Below are 17300 nucleotides of genomic sequence, written 5' to 3' on the forward strand. Positions count from 1 at the left end.
TAATCTCACGATACCATAACTAACAGCCAAAGAACCAATGAAAGTAAGAGCTACAATCACAACAGCCTGCAAATAATAAATGCTCCATATGTCTCTGCAACAACACCTGGCATCGGTGTATGCATCACGATTACCATCAAGTATGCTATTAAGCGAATTATATCCAAATATAATAATCGTTTCATACCATATGATGTATTTATCTGTTAATCAACCCTTTCACTAACTTCTTTTCATAATCTGTCATAATGAAAAGCCACTGCAGAGATACATATAACATAGAAAACACGAAAATACCTCCAATGAAGTATGGAATATGATAATAATTAATATATTTTCCAAGCCCAAGGAATAATACCGCTAAAATGGATGGTACAAAATATATATTTAATAGTGACTTCCAGAAACGACCTATTTGTAGCTGTATACGTTTCTTATAAAACCAATTCATTATAAATCCTGGACCAATAAAATTTGCAATCGAAGTAGCTAATGCAGCACCCAATACTCCTATCCATTTCATCATGTACCAAGTTGCCACAACATTAATTAGTGCAATAAATAAATATGTCAGAGCTCTAAATCGATTTTCATTTCTGGCAATAATTATATTGAGAAAAAAACTCTGAACCAAAGGTATTGAAATTGGTATCATGCATACCAAAGCTACCCAATATGAAATTGCATAGTCCTCGCCTGCATAGAAATAAATAAATTCTCTACCAAATGTTATGAATCCAAATATAAATAAGGCAATTATTAACGCCTGTATTCTACCCACCCTAATGCCAGTATCCGTAAGTTCGTCAGTAGAAGCTCCATTAAACACCATTTTGTTAGCCTTGGGCACCAACATAGATGATATACCTGCATTGATTGTGTTAATCATACCACAAAGAATCATACCAACTGAATAAATTGCAACTCCGGTTGTTGCAAGCGCTGGTACCGTACCAATTAGAGCCGCGTCTGTTGCTTCATACAATTGACTGACTATATTCGATACAAAAATCCAAAATGAAAATGAAACAACATCTACAATATACTCTTTCGACATTCGCTTATATAATGGTTTCATTTTCATTGAACCCCTTACATAGACCCAAAATAACAGGCGGAACAATATAGTTGATAATATAGAAGAAACAGCTAATCCTATGGAAGCATAACCTAAGAAAAGTGCTACCAAATTAAGACACGGAGCTAAAATGGTACCAATTATAGCCATACTTTGCAAAAAAAGAAACCGTTCATGCGAATTTACTATCGATATATATGGCGAAGCTATGAAATTAACAGCAGTATTGAATGCCATTAAAATAACTAGCCACTGCATTCTAGTCAACTCCACAGCAGAAATTGATTCAGAATACCATAATGGAAGGCAAAGAGCTAAAACGCTCCCTCCGATCAATGCCAAAACTGCAACTATACGGAAAATAACAATAAATAAAGCTAATACAGCCCTCTCCTCTTCTTCACCTTTCTCTGTTCGAGCTTTTATCAAGTATCGAGTTATAGCAGCTCCTAAACCAAAAGCTATAAGGGCTAAATAGCTTGTGATACTTGCAGACAACTTATATAGCCCATATTCTTCTATGCCTAATATTTTCAACATAATTGGCGTATAGAGCAAAGGCACAACACCCCCTAATACCAAATTTACATAATTCAATACTATTCCAATTTTGAGTTGAGAGTTTTGTTCTTTCATGTTATAACTATTAGTCTATATATTCGATATTTGTCTTCTTGAGAAATGGGATCTTATTAAGAACCTTATCACAGCTATATCTGTACACCACCTTCTTGAACTCTTCCAACACAAAGCAAATGATATAAATAAACGAACATTGCAGTTTGGGCTAAAAAATCGGTTGTATTATATTTTGCGAACATATCGTAATAGGAAACATTCTGGAAGAACAGAGGTTCTGTGTGTATCAGATAAACACCGAAACTATTTGCTGCTAGGAAATTTATCCATTTTGATTTAAAGTTCAACTGTACAAAGAAAAGAAACAAGAATAGCGCCTCAGTCACAATAAACAGACTGTCATAATGCCATCGTTGCGCTATATTCAATTGTTGTTCAAGCAATATCATACAATTATAGTGGATTTGGCAGAAAACCACCCTGTTATTAGGACGAACAGATTAACACCGCATACGCACAACGACTGCGTAGCACAGAATAAGCAGGTATTCAAAAGTTTACCATCTCCTATTTGAGCATTCCAATAGTGTAATCCTATTATCATACACATGGCAATTATGCGTAAGAGTTGTATATTTGTTTTTTTACCACAATCTACTACCTTTCACCCAATGATATAATCTGCTTATTATCGACATTTTACTTCTGTAGTAGACTTCCATCATTTCTCTGCGTTTAGCTATCTCGTGATATGACATACGAGTACGCCTACGTGCAGTTTCATGTGGCTGTGAAAAAATATTCAGTAGAAAGTCTTCCAACTGCGATATTTTACCTTCATACCCCTCCTGTTCTGAAATAAGAGCCGGATTACTAAGCATTTCAAGGTAAAGATCATCGTTATTATCTATTTCTTTCACTCGCTCAAGTACCTCATTAAAGGTCTTGTACTTGTGTACATTGATGAATGCTTTTGTATTGAATGTCTCTTCACACAAAGTATCTCCCCAATAAATAGGAATAGTCTGTGCTGCAAACGCTTGTACTATCTTTTCGCTACAATAACCATTATAACTAAAATTCTCAAACACAATAGAGAATTTATGTTCCTTATCAAAAGCAAATTTATCTTCCACTCGTCCACCAATATTGTTCAGATACCTGCCTCCTGAATCTACTCTCTTATAGCTATTCAATAAGTGAAACATCTCATTGCGGGGCTGGCAAGTGCCATTGCTTACAGTGAAACTGCAGAAGCCCTTCTTTGCATTAAGAGTACCTTTGTCTATGCCAATTTGTTTTTTCTCCAATAACAGATATTCAGGATAGATACAGTATAAAGGAAAGCGCATATAGCGATCTCTAAACGACAGGCGTTCAAATCCCATCGCATAATCGCACTCGTTAAAGTTTGGTGTACGATTCTCACCAGTAAAGTATATCTTAACTGCATTGTTTGGTGCATACAGGTGCTCATCGCCCCATACAGAGAAAAATACATATTCCGCTTGTGTTAAATCCACAAGATCTATGTCGAAGTGCTTACACAAAATCTTATAGAATAGAGAGTCTTTGGGCTTAAATGTTTCCCAAAAATTTACGAAAGCTACTTTCTTTTTCATTTAACTTATATGTCAATTTAACTTTACCGAAATTGTCGATTTACAATTTGCTGGTAACATTTGTATTGCGAATAAGATATTCAATCGACTGTTGTCTCATTATTTGTAAAGCCTCGCTTGCTTTGTTGTAGTCCACCTCTTCTACGCTATCACAATAAGCATATGTTTCACGCTCCGCTGTACCACAATATCGATCTAAAAGACCTGTCAGTTCAAGAAAATCAGTGATGCGTATGCTTTGCATATCAGCAGAATTACGACGAAAAGTAAAAAAACTACGCTGATATACTTGCGAGAATACGCACACATGGAAACTATCTGTAAAAATATAATCTGAATATTTAATTAACGAAATGAAATCTTTAGGCGAAACCTTCGACAATCTGATGTCACCAAAATGAGCAAAATCTGAATATTGCTCCCACAAATAAGGTATATTGACTAACTTCAAGCCTTTTTTCTTTGCAAACTCTATTGCAGTTATTCGGGCATTCATGTTATTTCCAAGAAAGAAACTGAACACATAAGGTTCACCAATGATACGAGAGGAACAAATCTTATCCCAATCTTTGTGTTCAAGTAAAAGCGTAGGATCTAAACAATGCTCCACCTTTTTACCCGTAGCAGATTCAAGCACCGATACCATAGATTTTTCTCGCACACTCACCGCATGATAATTTGCAAGGTCAGCTTTAAAACGTTGCTGTTGTAGTGGAGTCAAAGTGTTAGTACCGAAGCTTGCAGCATATGAAATTTTACGCTTACCCTCTGGTACAAACTTGAGCAACAATATAGGCGAATTGAGCGTAGGAGTCCATACTACATCACTACCAACTACATACATATCATAAAGATTGGCTGTCTCCACTATATTATTATAGCAGTAAAATTTCTTACTATGCGGAGTCACATCCATTCCAAATCGTATCATCTCTTTAAAGCGACACCGGTACTTGAATGTATGTAGCGGATGCTTCAAACGTTGTATCATATTCCATAAAAATACCTTTGTCCCTATCTCTATTGATTTGAGAAAAGGCAACTTTTCACGTTCGCATACACTCGAATCATCAAAAAAGATCTGTTCCGCCTCATGCCCCATCTTACATAAAAAAGTAGGTAATGCATAAGCTTGTAGTGCCCCACCATAGTTAGGCGTACGTTTGAACATTGTAACTACCCCTATCTTCATTTCTTTATCATGCTTTTTAATATATAGGTTATTTTGTAAAGAACGCCTATAGTATATTGATTAAAATTATTTCTAACCATGTTGCTCCACATTCTATAAATTGGTACATATAAAGCTTTTTCAACCGCTTCCTTCATATTATGACTCTCCTTGTAGAATCGCCAGAACTTTTGACTATTGGGTTCATAAGGCGTAGAAGTAAAAAAGAGTCCATTCCATGCAGTAGCATCTTTCAACGTTGATTCCACCACACTGATGCCTTGCAATTTCCTCAATACTTTTAGTGCTTTCTCCGACTGAACGAATACAATACTAACACCTTTGTTGTCTGCAAATTCAGAATCCAGCGACTCAATACCCCAAAAGTCCGCTAATGTTATATCACTTCCATTCTTACCATCCTTTGAAGGACATTGATGGCAGCTCGGTCTAAGGTATAGATTGTACAAAAAACCTTTAAGATAAATATTCAACATGAACCCCTCTGAGCATATCGTACGCTCTTTACCTTCACTATCTTTACCTTTTACCACAAAACCATAGTTTTTCCACTCATAACCCTGATCTTGCTTACCTCGGAATATAATGGAAGTAATGGTTTTACAATTGGTCTTATACTTCAAGTGTTCCAAATAAGTGCGCCAAATTTCAGGACTTGGTACACCGTGACAAATCACATCAGCAGCGAGCAAATTATCATAATCCTTATGCAGAAACTTTCGTAGTCCTGCAATCTGACACGCAGTTCCCACAAACAACACCTTTCTACCTTGTCGTAAGAAACACTCTGCTTTTTTATAGGCATTGCCTATACGACTTTGTACATACTTACTGCGCATGAGAGGCTCAAGTTCTTCAAGAGTCTCTGCGTAGGAATGTTCAACTCCCCAATATTTATCGAAACGGGCCCCAAAAACCACACCACCCTCACATATCGTTTTTTCTGCTAACCGTATAAACACCCCCCCAGAAGAACTGCACAAGCGTTGTTCGTCGTCGCTATTCTTCGCAGCAAATACCTTCAATGGAGTAATTGGTTCATCCTGATTTATCACGGGACAAACCGTCTCACATGCCCCACAATCTATGCATAGTGACACATCAACTTGTGGATAGAGGAAACCTTCCTCATCTCCTTGCATCACAATACACTGTTTAGGACAACGCTGCACACAAGCACTACATCCACAGCATTTTGATTTATCTGTGATATTTATCATTTATCTTATTCCCAAATAAGGAAGTACTTTTTGTGGTAGCCCCCTATATATCGCACAAACTAGAAAAACGTCTAAAGAAAATAATAACAACCAATTTATAAACCAAGTCATAAACTGTATACCCATGTAATTTATTATGAAAAGAATAAGCATATGAGACAAGTATATAGGCATAGACTGAACTCCACACCATTCTATCCATTTTGTAATTTTCGTACTTTTATATTTGTCTGAAAACCGCTTTGAAAACACCAATAAAATTACCCCAAATGAGAAAAAAGACACACTAGATTTCAACCCCATCCCATTATTCGTACCATGATATGTAAACCAATAATATGTTTCGGCTACCGCCCCAATTAATCCCAAAATTGTAATTATGCATACAATCCAACAATTAGGTCTAATCTCAGTCCTCCCGAGATAACACCCTAAAGCAAAATATCCTATATATGTAGGAAAACTACAATAAACTATTAGAGGCACATGTAAACCAGTTGTATGATTTACCATCGTCCAAACGAAAGTTATAATTATTGATATTACAGATAGCAATACTACTCCCACAAATCTTACCTTCTTGATGATAGGTAAAAAAACATAACATTCAAAAATCAAAGTAATAAAATAAAAAATGGACAAACCTCCTGCAAAATATAAAATAGTGTTATACGCAGCTCCTACCATATTTGCTCCTTTTAGCGATAGTAGAAACCATGGAAGTCCCCACAGCAACATAGGAATATAAACGATACGTAGTCTAGATGTAAGAAACCGTTTATATTCTATTTTTGTATGGAAGCTCTTCTTCCATAAGAAATATCCACTTGCCGCAACAAACAACGGTACACAACATCCCAAAAAATTTCGTATTACCACTATCAGTACTCCCATAACAGAGATTGGATCAAAATTAAGTTTTACAGTATGAATTGCAATAACTCCCATAATAGCCAACCCTTTTATGAAATCAAAATATACACAGTGTTTCGTAAGCATATGTTCCATTAAGATAACTTTTTCATGTTATGCAGAATTTTACGTCTCACAAACCTACCAATAGGAATCACGATTCGCCATCCTGCACTGACAACTTTCGGATATAAACCTGCAAGAAACATTAACAAAGTAAAATGATGATGACTTAAACAATAAAAATACATCTTAGGTAAAAGAGAATCTGAGACATTGCAATATTCCAAATAAGGAGAATCTGCTATAGTTTTTAATTTACATTTTGCATCAAAAGAAAAGAACGGTTGATGCTTAGCTTCATTCTGCACAGCAGCTTTATATATAATTTGGGCATATTTATAAATATATGGAATATATTCTGCATCGATAACTTTATTAAAAAAGCGTTCTACTGTCTTAAGAAGCAATGGTACAGCTTGTGCTTGAGTATTATGGTAGCCCTGAAACAAACTATGAGGATTAATGTGTACATAAGAATACCACGGCTCATTTATATAATATAATTTATTAACAAAACACATATATTCAAAACCAAATATTACATCCTCATAAATATTCAAAGACTCGTTATAACGTATATTATACTCTCTCAATATAGATAATTTACGAACAGTTGTCCCGCTACAACTGACTATATGACTGTTTATAAGACCTTCCACATCACTAGCCCATTTTTCTATAGAATAATAACCAGTTGAAAGATAATTTGTCACACTTAGTATTTTACCTCTCGCTCCCACATCTTTATAAGAAAAAATCACAACATCTACCCCCATATCAAAATAGTCAACAGCTCGTGTCAATGTTCCAATTTCTTGTATATCATCACAATCATTAAAAAAAATATACTCTCCTATAGCAGCGTCCATTCCAACATTACGAGCTGATGAAACGCCACTATTTTCCTGATTAATTATTTTGATACAACTATACTTAGATGCGTATGCCTGGAGAATTTCGAGGCTACTATCAGTAGAACCATCATTCACAAGAATTATTTCCTTGCTGACATTCTCTGCCAAAAGATTCTCTATCGTCCGTGCTACAAACGCTTCTGCATTATAAACAGGTACTACTATACTCAATATTGGTTTCATTAGTCAACAGATATCAGAGCCCAATTATCTAAAAACAAATCAGGTTTAAGTGGACCATTCCACCATCTTGCCGGCGCACAAACAATCTTTTCATTATTTGTGCTCTTATACTGTGCCCACCAATTAAAAGTACTATTCGAGATAATAAAATGCTTGCAGTTCGACATCAATTCTAATGCTTCCCACGATGGATCGTTACCACTCTCGTAATGAGTCTCCACACCAAAGTCTAGGTTCTGTTTCACCCACTCAATATCATTTGAAAAAATGAACAACACAGGGTTCTCCACATGGGCTTTCATATATTCCCATGCGCGCTCATAATATTTGGGGGTGCAGACCGCATGCATACTCGAAAACTTCGTATCATATACGAAATCGCCTCTGCGTACACTTAACAGCACAGAATTTGTGTTACGCATACGTTCCAACATGAGCTGGTTCTTTTCTGAAATCCCCCTAAGCGGCTTGATTTCTTCTAGTATCTCGTTCTTGATGTCTGCAAAATATTTTTCACTTTCAAAACAACCTGAAACAATAACATCTCCCTCTACTTTATCTCTAAACTTATGATAGCCTACATCCAAATATTTCAGATTAAACACATCCATCAACCTTACCCATCTTTTTTGAAAGATATTGCGTTCATATTCATTATCCCTATGAGGAAAGAATCGCCAATAAATTCTTAATAATATTTTCTGTATCAAAGACAACTTCGGATTTGTTCCACTTTCCTCCACATCCTTCACCTTAAAGAACTTAAGAGCGTTGACAAAATCATCTTCAGAGGAACCTGCTTGGTACACCTCATCAAAATGATAACATACCTTCTGTTCTGGATTATGCTTCTGAAGGTGCCTTATATAAGCGTATTGAAACAACTGATTGCCCAATCTACCTCCTCGTATATATACGTGTATCATCGTTTTATTAGTGTTAGAATTTTGCTCAGCACTGCCTTTACAGCAATCATTGCCTTATACCATACAGAGCGTTCTTGCAGGATACGGTCTTTTGTTTTCTTGTCTAACCATGATGCATCGAAATAATGGATCGCATAGGTGTTATTGGTGAAATTTTCGTTATGATAGAAATCTAGTGGACAAAAATAGGTCTTCGGATAGATATGCACCTGGCACTCGTCTGCAGTACCTGTAAACAACTTAAGGTCTTGCTCTTTATCATTGCACAACAAACCTTGCTCCTTGCATATTTCCGTCATCATCCGCACATTAGCCACATTACCACTGACGATCTCTTGTGAGAAGTGCTTATCCTTGTAATGCACTAAAAATTTTTCAATTAACGGATGGTGAGCGGGCATAGCTATTACAGCAGAAGTCAGTTCTTCATTATTTTCATAACCCATAAAGGCATCATACCGTTGACAGAGAGGTTCCAAACTCTTTTTTAATTTCACATCAGTATCAAAGTACAATCCACCATACTCATACAATGCATACAAACGCACATAGTCTGACACAAAAGCATATTTCTTTGCGTCATATGCCTCCGATGTCCAGGATATACTACAGATATCAAACGAATCTTCATCCCATCTCTTCCACTCCCAGTCTGGCATCAGCGCTTTCCACGAATCCATATAGCTCTGTAAGTTCATGGGTATAGGGTTGCAACCGAACCAACAATAATGTATTATCTTGGGTATCATGATACCTTGTTGACAATGTGTTTTGAAAGCGCGTTCCAACATATAATTCTCACTTTATCTAATAGCACAGAAGCTATAAACACTGCAATTATAAATAAAATTGTATACGAGAGAAACACAATTATGTTTGAATTATTATACCATTGAGAAATAAACATTTTATAGTAGTGAAACAACTGAGATTGACAGTGAAAAAGGTATACGGCAAATGCTGATACAGCAATAGTATTGATGAATCGACTGCGTATTTTTATCTTGGAGAAGAACAGCACCAAATATAACGATGCAATGACCACCAATGGACTACAATAATAAAAAGCAGCCTGTGCCCAATCCTTGTTACCCACCTTCAACATTACTACAGCGAAACCAGTAGTCATAAGTGTACAGAATAGATATATAAGCAAGTCATGATACTTATTGAAATGGGCAATCCTTGGTCGGTATATCTTAACATAACGAGCCAACAAATACAAACCTATAAATGATATGGTTGAATACCCCTTTGCTATATGATCGACTCCTTCAAACAACCATCCATAAGCAGTTTGGAATATAAAGAAGTTAATGAGCAATGTCTTAAACTGTTCTCTAGCAACATGTTCTACAAAAGCATTTAGCATTGGCGAAAGGATAAATAGGAGAAGATATGACTTTACAAACCAATAATCCCAAAAATCAACAAGTAGGATATTGAAAAGCAAGGCACTGACTGGTAAATCACTTAAACGAGCAGAATATTGTATCCCGCTGGTTATCACAATTTTATATATACTAAATCCTACTATTGTAAAGAAAAAAACTTGGAATAACAATTTCAACAGACTATTTTTTTTTGCTTTAATACCATACCACCCAGACAGCAGTACAAACAGGTTGACACAAACTATCACAATGCTTTCTGTGAAGAGTTCTACTATAACTGATAGCGGAGCTTCTACAATTTTCATCTTTGCTGGCGCACCGAATGAGGCACCACATGCGTGAACAACCAGCACAAAAATCATCGCTACTATGCGTAACAATTCCATATTGGAATCTCTTGCAAGCGACCGTGACGTGGTGGAGGTGTGGGGGGAAATCATTTTTGTAATATCTTGTCTAACACTTTATCCATACAGGGACAGAAAATCAGCATCACAGCTATTGTCTTGACATTTCCGAGAAGATAACGGTTATGATATATCTCAGAGAGATGTTCATTTAAGAATCGACGAATAGATACATACTGCGCCTTATAACTATTTCTCAATTCAGCATTGCCCATCAACAACAACTTTATAGTTGTCTCAACTGCATTCTTTAGCGCTAATTGCGAATACTGAGGAATCTGTTCTTTTATCAGTTCATACACATTCAATGTATTCTCAAACTCTTCAAATGCTCTTGCCGACAACTTTGTATTTGACAATGAACCTTCATGTTTCTCATAGATATACAATGGAGCATCCACATATGCCATCTGACTGTCTCGCAGGAACATCTGACATTTGATAAAGTAATCCTCGCTGAGAGTAGCTTTAGGAAAGTGTATTCCTGTAAAAACAGTCTTTGGATAAAGCCCCCCCCATAAAGCCCAAAACTCATAGTTGAAAAAACGGGTCATCAACTCATCATCTTTTAATATCTTTATTTGAGGATCGTCAATCATCCTAACTTTATCCCCATACTTTATACATTGCGTTCCGCACCCAGCGATCGTAGTTCCATACTTCTGCAAAGCCTCATACATTGCACTTACATAGTTTTGCTCAACATAATCATCGCTATCCACAAAAGTCACATACTCACTTGTAGACATATCCAAGCCTATCTTCCTAGCCGACGAAGCACCACTATTAGAAATATGATAGACCTTTATATTATGATATTTAGCAGCATAAGTATCACAGAGGCTACCACTATTGTCAGAGCTTCCATCATCCACCAATATAATTTCCAAATTAGAATATGTTTGGTTACATACAGTATCCAAACAACGGTGAAGATACTTTTCTGCGTTATAAACTGGTATAATACAAGATATTTTAGGAAACATAGTAGCTATATCTAATTATCCAATTCTTCAAACCTCGAATTCTTCGACTTAAACTCCAGTACTATCTGCTTCATCAATTTTACCGTCTCCCAAATTTGTACAGAACGGGATAATCTCTCGAATTTATCGTACGTTTCCACAATATCCCCATATTCATACCGACGTACTTTTGCTATCTTTATCTTCTTATGATGAGTAGGAATCGTATTTTCTTCATCACTCAATACCTCTTCATACAGTTTTTCACCCGGTCGTAATCCTGTAAATTGTATTTCAATATCTTCATTCGGCTTATATCCCGCCAATTCAATCATACGAACAGCCAAATCTACTATTTTCACAGGTTTTCCCATTTCGAAAACAAAAATCTCATAGCCTTCCCCCATAGTGGCAGCCTCCATTACCAAACGACACGCCTCCGGAATAGTCATGAAATATCGTATGATATCGGGATGAGTCACCGTAACGGGACCGCCATTTTCAATTTGCTCTTTAAAACGGGGAATAACTGAACCATTACTACCTAATACATTTCCAAAGCGGGTAGTTATAAATTTAGTACATCCTTTTACCTTGCCTTCTTTAATGGCATAGCTCAAGCTCTGTACATAGATTTCTGCCAAACGTTTGGAGCAACCCATCACATTAGTAGGATTTACAGCTTTATCAGTGGAAACCATGATCATCTTTTCAGCTCCATATTTCACTGCCATATCCGCAACCTGACGGGTACCGGTCACATTGACCAATACAGCTTCACATGGATTTTCCTCCATCAACGGGACGTGTTTATAAGCAGCTGCATGAAAAATAATTTGAGGATGATAGGTATCAAACACCATGCGTAAACGCTCTATAACACGCACATCACCTATCACAGGAACAAAATCAAGATGTGGAAATCGGCGTTCACATTCCAAACGAATATTGTGTAATGGCGTTTCTGCCGAATCAAACATAATCAGTTTACGGATTCCAAGATGTGCCAATTGACGACAAAGTTCACTACCAATACTACCGGCTGCTCCCGTAACCATTACTACTTTGTCGCTAAATTCATTGGCAACTTCACTCATATTGATATTAATTTCCGGACGTCCTAACAAATCTTCAATCTTTACAGGGCGCACCCATTGATGAAAGTTACCGTTTTCATCCGCTTCGCTGATAGAAGGAGCTATCAAAGTCTTGATATGATTATCCTTGCAATATTGAAGCAAACGAGTTTCCTCTAAACGGGTAGACTCATTATGAGCAAATAAAATACCTTGAATACGGCGTTTACGAATAAGCTGCTGGAAATCTTGTTCATTGGTGAAATAATAAATAGGGAATCCCGCCAAACGACGATGCTTGTAAATAGTTCCATAACAATAGAATCCGATAACCTTATAATGAGAACTATGTAGTAAACGGGTCTTCAGTGCTACACTTTTATCGTCTGTACCATAAATGAGAATACGCATATTCTCCTTATTCATCAATTCAATCAACGTCTCGTAGACTATCACCATCAACATACGGAAAGTAGACAAAGCGATTAAAGTCAACATTCCATCAAATAAGACAAACATCAATCTCTGATTGGCAGACAATCCGAACGGTTCAATCCATAAGAAAATGGCAATCGCTATACATACCGATTTGAATGATGAGCAACAGATCAACGGCCATAAGCAACGCAACTGAGAATAACGAATGGTATTACGATAAGTATGGAAAAGATAGGAAGCTATCGTAGTCGCAATAGCGGCTAAAATTCCAACCCGAATCATAGCCCCACTATCTAAAGACACCTCAGCGTTATAATGTATCCACCAATAAGTAAAGCAAGTGGACAATACTGAAATAAACAAATCAATTCCCCATATTATCCAGTAACTAAAGTAAGTTCTACTTATATACTGGATAAAAGCATTCAATTTTTCTTTCATCCCCCAATAATAAAAAGTTCCCCTTATTTCTTATTTTTTTTATTCGTCTCCGAGTAGTAGCCATCCCCATAGCCATATCCGTAACCGTAGCTATAACCATAGCCATAACCATACTTTTTCTTTTCAATATGGCTGTCGTTTAATACAATACACAGATGTTTGAACTTACCTTCCTGATGCAAACGTTCCAACTCCGGAAGATAACGACGATCGAGTTTTCCATCACGGACCACATATAAAGTCAATTCAGCTACACGGTTTACAATCGTAGCGTCCGCTACCACCTGTGCAGGGACATTATCCAAAATCACATAATCGTATTTTTTCTTCAACTCATCTACCAATTTCTCCAAACGATCGCTCATCAAAAGTTCGGAAGGATTAGGAGGTACAGGGCCAACCAACAACATATCTACAGCAGGATGAATCAGCCCCTTATCCAGTATATTATCTATATCATCATGCAAGCCGGAAAGGTAAGTACTCAACCCTTCCTTATGTTTGACACCCACTAATTTACCTTGAGTCCGTTTGCGCAAATCAGTATCTACCAATACTACTTTCTTTCCGGCTATAGCCAATGCCACTGCCAAGTTACGAGACACAAAAGACTTTCCTTCACCGGGCATGGTAGACGTAAACATAATGACACGGGCATCCTTTGCTACAAAATTGATGTTTGAACGCAATAAACGAAAGGCTTCAGAGATAAGATCATTCTTATGTTCATCTACTACTATAGAATTATCCGCCACTTCTTCCTTACGGGAAGGAATCTCACCCAACACCGGAATGGTGGTATAATCTTCTATGTCCTTACGTCCCCGAACGGAAGTATTCCATAGCATCAACAACACTTGTATCCCCAAAGGAATAGCTAATCCCACTGCTAAAGCAGCCAGCAAAAAAGTTGTAGAATGAGGGGCAATAGGCGCATTAGAACCAAATGGAGACTCCACAACACGAATATTAGCCTCCGTTACAGCTAACTGAAGCGCATTTTCTTCACGCTTATTCAACAGAAAAGTATACAATGCCTCTTTAATGGATTGCTGGCGGATAATACTCAACGCCATCTTTTCCTGCTTGGGCACCGCTTGAATCTCAGTATTAATCTGATGTTCCACAGCCCGTGTCCTATCCAATCGTAGACGAAGATTTTTGATATAATTATCCATTGAACCGGAAATTACGGTACGCATCTCCGCCAAATTCTTATCAGCCGTCTGGACTACCGGATTTTTTTCTCCGGATTCAGCCAACAGATGGTTACGCTGAAGCATAAGTTCATTGTAAGCGGTAATCTGGTTTTGCACACTTGCATCCCCTACTCCGGAAACATTAGGAATCAGTTGATTGTTGCGGGTTACATCCATCAAATAACTCTTAATGGATTGTGCAATAGACAATTCTGTTTCCATCTGCAAGGTTTCACCTTTCACACGACTGCTTTCAGCCAGATATTGAGAGCCGTTGCCTTCTGTACCTATAATACGATTGCGCTGTTTAAAGTCTGTCAATTCTTCTTCTACATCTCCCAGTTCCTTGCCGATCACCGCAATGCGTTCGTCTATGAATTTAGCCGTATTTACAGCTATACGATTTTTATCTTCAATAATCGTTTCGTTATACACATTTATCAAAGCACTCAATATCGCATCGGCACGTGAAACATTATTGCCAACACAGGTGATTTGTACCATCGTAGTACCTTTACCTGCCAAAGAAGTAGAAATACCTCCTTTATAAATAGCCGTAGCCGCTTCCGGACTCATACGTTTTACTAAGACAGGCTTACCTATGTATGTAGAGAGGTTCTCTGGTTTCAGATTGACAATCATTCGTCCCGCTTCTGTCTGTAACGTGTCTCCATAGGCATGATTACCATTTATTGAGAGCTTCTTTCCTCCTACGACAAGATTGGAAATCGTGTAGTTTTTTACATCCAGCGGAGTGACATTCATTGAAACAAAAGAGTGATAAGGATCAAAAAAAGTCACTTCAACCGGAGATTCTGCAAACAAGGAAGTATTACGAAAAAAGCCGTCTTCCTCATACGACACATCCAAATGCAGGCGATTGACTACCTCACGTACCAATTGATGTGAGCGAAGGATATACATTTCATTTTCAACCCCGCTTCCTGTTACTCCTCCCTGAAGTTCCAGCATGGCGGATATATCCGAATTAGCTGTTTTTCCACCGGTCTTCACTAACATGACGGCCTGACGCTGATAAACAGGGACCAGTGTACGGGTATATAAGTAAGCAGCACTCACACAGACAATTACAGAAATGGCAAACCAATACCAATTGGCTATGATCAATTCTACAACATCCCGTAAAGTAATATTAAAACCACTCTCTCCAGCCGTTTTCTCCTTGTTTTCTTGAGTATATTCCATTTTTATTTTGCAAGAATAAAGATTAATGACAGTACGGAAGCCAATACACCTATAATACTACCACCGGCAGATAAGTAAGTCAGTGCAGAACTTCCCTTCACATTAATTGATTTATTGGGCTCTACGTAAACCACGTCATTTTGTTGCATATAATAAACCGGAGAATTAAAAATGTCTTCACTGGAAGTCAAATCTACCGTATAACTCTTGCGCTCTCCGTTTTCTTCCCGAATCACCTGTATATTATTCCGTTTCGCTGTTGGCGGCAAATCACCGCCTAGCCCTATCGCATCCAAGATAGTCACCCTGTCGCTAGGAAGTTCTTTTACACCGGGACTGTTGACTTCTCCCAAAAGCAAAATTTTCGCTCCCTTAAAACGGACTTCTACCGTCGGATCTTTGATATACTCACCTTCTATCAACTTATTCTTGATTACCCCTGCCAATTCCAAACGTGTAAGACCGGCTACATGTATTTTTCCCAAAACGGGTACTTCAATATCGCCATTCTTATCCACCAGAAGTCCTTGCAGTTCTTGCGAAGCTCCGCTAGTGGTGGATGAGCCCAACACCTGACTATTGGCAAAAGGTGTCAACAACTCCGGTGCCTTGCTATTAATAGTAATATAAAGCTGGTCATCCGGCTTGATATGCAATTCATAATCATCAAGTACTTTCTGTGAACTCGGGTCTAACGAATTTGCACCCTGCAGATAAAGCATTTTTTTAGATGAGACACAGGAGGTCAGCCCTCCTGCAAGACACAAGAGTAGCAAAGAGTTTGCTAGAATTTTTTTCATGAAAATATTTTTTTGATTATTCTGATACCGGCTCTACACATCCCACCGGTATATCCACACATGCACACCCCAACATAGTTAACCGGACAGCAACTTTAGACTTGCCGTCCACATTCACCAACTCTCCTTCCAAACCTGCCAAAGGTCCTTTTATCACCCGTACCTTTTCTCCCGGTGCCAACGGCGATGTGCTCATACTGATCGTTTCATCCGAATAATCGAGCATAAATTTGAATCGCAACATTTGTTGGTCAGGAATAACAGCCGGAGTACTTTCCCCACGCAGTACCATATAACGGCTGATAGCGGACAGCGTCAACACCTCTTTTTGTTCTTGAGGGTCGACATGGACAAAAATCATCATCGGAAGTAAAACGCGATCTACCACTTTACGACGATCACTCCATTTATGAACCTCTTGTTGAATAGGAAGGAAATTTTCAATCCCCATTTTCGTTAGCCGCTCACTCGTTTTTTTCTCGTGATATATGCGTACAACCGCCACTAGCCAGCGTTTTGAGCGTGCTACGCTTCTGCCAATCACAGTTGTTGGCAGAAGATTCTGATCGTCATTTTTGCTAATGATCATGTATATTTACCCTTCATTTCTCCGTTATTTTTTGGACAACGGAATGAATTTGGGTACAAAGATAGATAAAATAATAAATAACAAACAAGAAAAAAC

14 protein-coding genes are annotated in these 17300 nt (G+C 37.6%); all 14 read right to left on the minus strand.

Annotated elements, in window-relative coordinates:
* Positions 1-199: 199 nt before the first annotated feature.
* Positions 200-1714 carry an oligosaccharide flippase family protein gene (locus GD630_RS07565; RefSeq protein ID WP_143865679.1) on the minus strand — a complete coding sequence of 505 codons (1515 nt, stop codon included), beginning with the start codon at positions 1712-1714 and terminating at the stop codon, positions 200-202.
* Positions 1715-2301: 587 nt separating this feature from the next.
* The gene (locus GD630_RS07570) at positions 2302-3279 is read right to left on the minus strand and encodes a glycosyltransferase family 10 domain-containing protein (protein WP_143865678.1); all 978 of its coding nucleotides are present in this window, start codon (positions 3277-3279) and stop codon (positions 2302-2304) included.
* Between the two features lie 40 nt (positions 3280-3319).
* On the minus strand, positions 3320-4471 hold the full coding sequence (locus tag GD630_RS07575; protein WP_143865676.1) for a polysaccharide pyruvyl transferase family protein: 1152 nt from the start codon (positions 4469-4471) through the stop codon (positions 3320-3322).
* On the minus strand, positions 4468-5691 hold the full coding sequence (locus GD630_RS07580) for a Coenzyme F420 hydrogenase/dehydrogenase, beta subunit C-terminal domain (protein WP_143865674.1): 1224 nt from the start codon (positions 5689-5691) through the stop codon (positions 4468-4470). Before GD630_RS07580 ends, GD630_RS07575 begins: the two co-directional genes overlap by 4 nt.
* Entirely contained in the window at positions 5692-6699 is a 1008-nt protein-coding gene (locus tag GD630_RS07585) for an acyltransferase (protein WP_143865672.1), read from the minus strand.
* A complete protein-coding gene (locus tag GD630_RS07590) occupies positions 6699-7763 on the minus strand; it encodes a glycosyltransferase (RefSeq protein ID WP_143865670.1) in 1065 nt (354 codons plus the stop codon). Before GD630_RS07590 ends, GD630_RS07585 begins: the two co-directional genes overlap by 1 nt.
* Positions 7763-8689: an alpha-1,2-fucosyltransferase gene (locus GD630_RS07595; RefSeq protein WP_143865667.1), complete on the minus strand. Its 927-nt coding sequence runs from the start codon at positions 8687-8689 to the stop codon at positions 7763-7765. The genes GD630_RS07590 and GD630_RS07595 overlap by 1 nt, the downstream gene beginning before the upstream one ends.
* On the minus strand, positions 8686-9480 hold the full coding sequence (locus GD630_RS07600) for a glycosyltransferase family 32 protein (RefSeq protein ID WP_143865655.1): 795 nt from the start codon (positions 9478-9480) through the stop codon (positions 8686-8688). Before GD630_RS07600 ends, GD630_RS07595 begins: the two co-directional genes overlap by 4 nt.
* Positions 9435-10469, minus strand: coding sequence for an acyltransferase family protein (locus GD630_RS07605; RefSeq protein WP_182505734.1), 1035 nt, complete (start codon positions 10467-10469; stop codon positions 9435-9437). The genes GD630_RS07600 and GD630_RS07605 overlap by 46 nt, the downstream gene beginning before the upstream one ends.
* A gap of 50 nt (positions 10470-10519) precedes the next feature.
* Positions 10520-11476 carry a glycosyltransferase family 2 protein gene (locus GD630_RS07610; RefSeq protein WP_143865650.1) on the minus strand — a complete coding sequence of 319 codons (957 nt, stop codon included), beginning with the start codon at positions 11474-11476 and terminating at the stop codon, positions 10520-10522.
* Between the two features lie 11 nt (positions 11477-11487).
* Positions 11488-13410 (minus strand): polysaccharide biosynthesis protein, encoded by a 1923-nt coding sequence (locus GD630_RS07615; RefSeq protein ID WP_143865649.1) that lies wholly within the window; start codon positions 13408-13410, stop codon positions 11488-11490.
* 23 nt (positions 13411-13433) lie between these two features.
* Positions 13434-15815 (minus strand): GumC family protein, encoded by a 2382-nt coding sequence (locus GD630_RS07620; RefSeq protein ID WP_143865646.1) that lies wholly within the window; start codon positions 15813-15815, stop codon positions 13434-13436.
* 2 nt (positions 15816-15817) lie between these two features.
* Complete coding sequence (locus GD630_RS07625; RefSeq protein WP_143865644.1) at positions 15818-16615, minus strand: polysaccharide biosynthesis/export family protein; 798 nt, start codon at positions 16613-16615, stop codon at positions 15818-15820.
* A gap of 16 nt (positions 16616-16631) precedes the next feature.
* Positions 16632-17204 carry a UpxY family transcription antiterminator gene (locus tag GD630_RS07630; RefSeq protein ID WP_143865642.1) on the minus strand — a complete coding sequence of 191 codons (573 nt, stop codon included), beginning with the start codon at positions 17202-17204 and terminating at the stop codon, positions 16632-16634.
* Between the last annotated feature and the right edge of the window lie 96 nt (positions 17205-17300).

The organism is Bacteroides zhangwenhongii (assembly GCF_009193325.2).
GTDB lineage: Bacteria > Bacteroidota > Bacteroidia > Bacteroidales > Bacteroidaceae > Bacteroides > Bacteroides zhangwenhongii.

Coding starts and splice junctions, on each gene's coding strand:
- GD630_RS07565 (WP_143865679.1), bottom strand. CDS start 1,714: ATGAAAGAACAAAACTCTCAACTCAAAATTGGAATAGTATTGAATTAT.
- GD630_RS07570 (WP_143865678.1), bottom strand. CDS start 3,279: ATGAAAAAGAAAGTAGCTTTCGTAAATTTTTGGGAAACATTTAAGCCC.
- GD630_RS07575 (WP_143865676.1), bottom strand. CDS start 4,471: ATGAAGATAGGGGTAGTTACAATGTTCAAACGTACGCCTAACTATGGT.
- GD630_RS07580 (WP_143865674.1), bottom strand. CDS start 5,691: ATGATAAATATCACAGATAAATCAAAATGCTGTGGATGTAGTGCTTGT.
- GD630_RS07585 (WP_143865672.1), bottom strand. CDS start 6,699: ATGGAACATATGCTTACGAAACACTGTGTATATTTTGATTTCATAAAA.
- GD630_RS07590 (WP_143865670.1), bottom strand. CDS start 7,763: ATGAAACCAATATTGAGTATAGTAGTACCTGTTTATAATGCAGAAGCG.
- GD630_RS07595 (WP_143865667.1), bottom strand. CDS start 8,689: ATGATACACGTATATATACGAGGAGGTAGATTGGGCAATCAGTTGTTT.
- GD630_RS07600 (WP_143865655.1), bottom strand. CDS start 9,480: ATGTTGGAACGCGCTTTCAAAACACATTGTCAACAAGGTATCATGATA.
- GD630_RS07605 (WP_182505734.1), bottom strand. CDS start 10,469: ATGGAATTGTTACGCATAGTAGCGATGATTTTTGTGCTGGTTGTTCAC.
- GD630_RS07610 (WP_143865650.1), bottom strand. CDS start 11,476: ATGTTTCCTAAAATATCTTGTATTATACCAGTTTATAACGCAGAAAAG.
- GD630_RS07615 (WP_143865649.1), bottom strand. CDS start 13,410: ATGAAAGAAAAATTGAATGCTTTTATCCAGTATATAAGTAGAACTTAC.
- GD630_RS07620 (WP_143865646.1), bottom strand. CDS start 15,815: ATGGAATATACTCAAGAAAACAAGGAGAAAACGGCTGGAGAGAGTGGT.
- GD630_RS07625 (WP_143865644.1), bottom strand. CDS start 16,615: ATGAAAAAAATTCTAGCAAACTCTTTGCTACTCTTGTGTCTTGCAGGA.
- GD630_RS07630 (WP_143865642.1), bottom strand. CDS start 17,204: ATGATCATTAGCAAAAATGACGATCAGAATCTTCTGCCAACAACTGTG.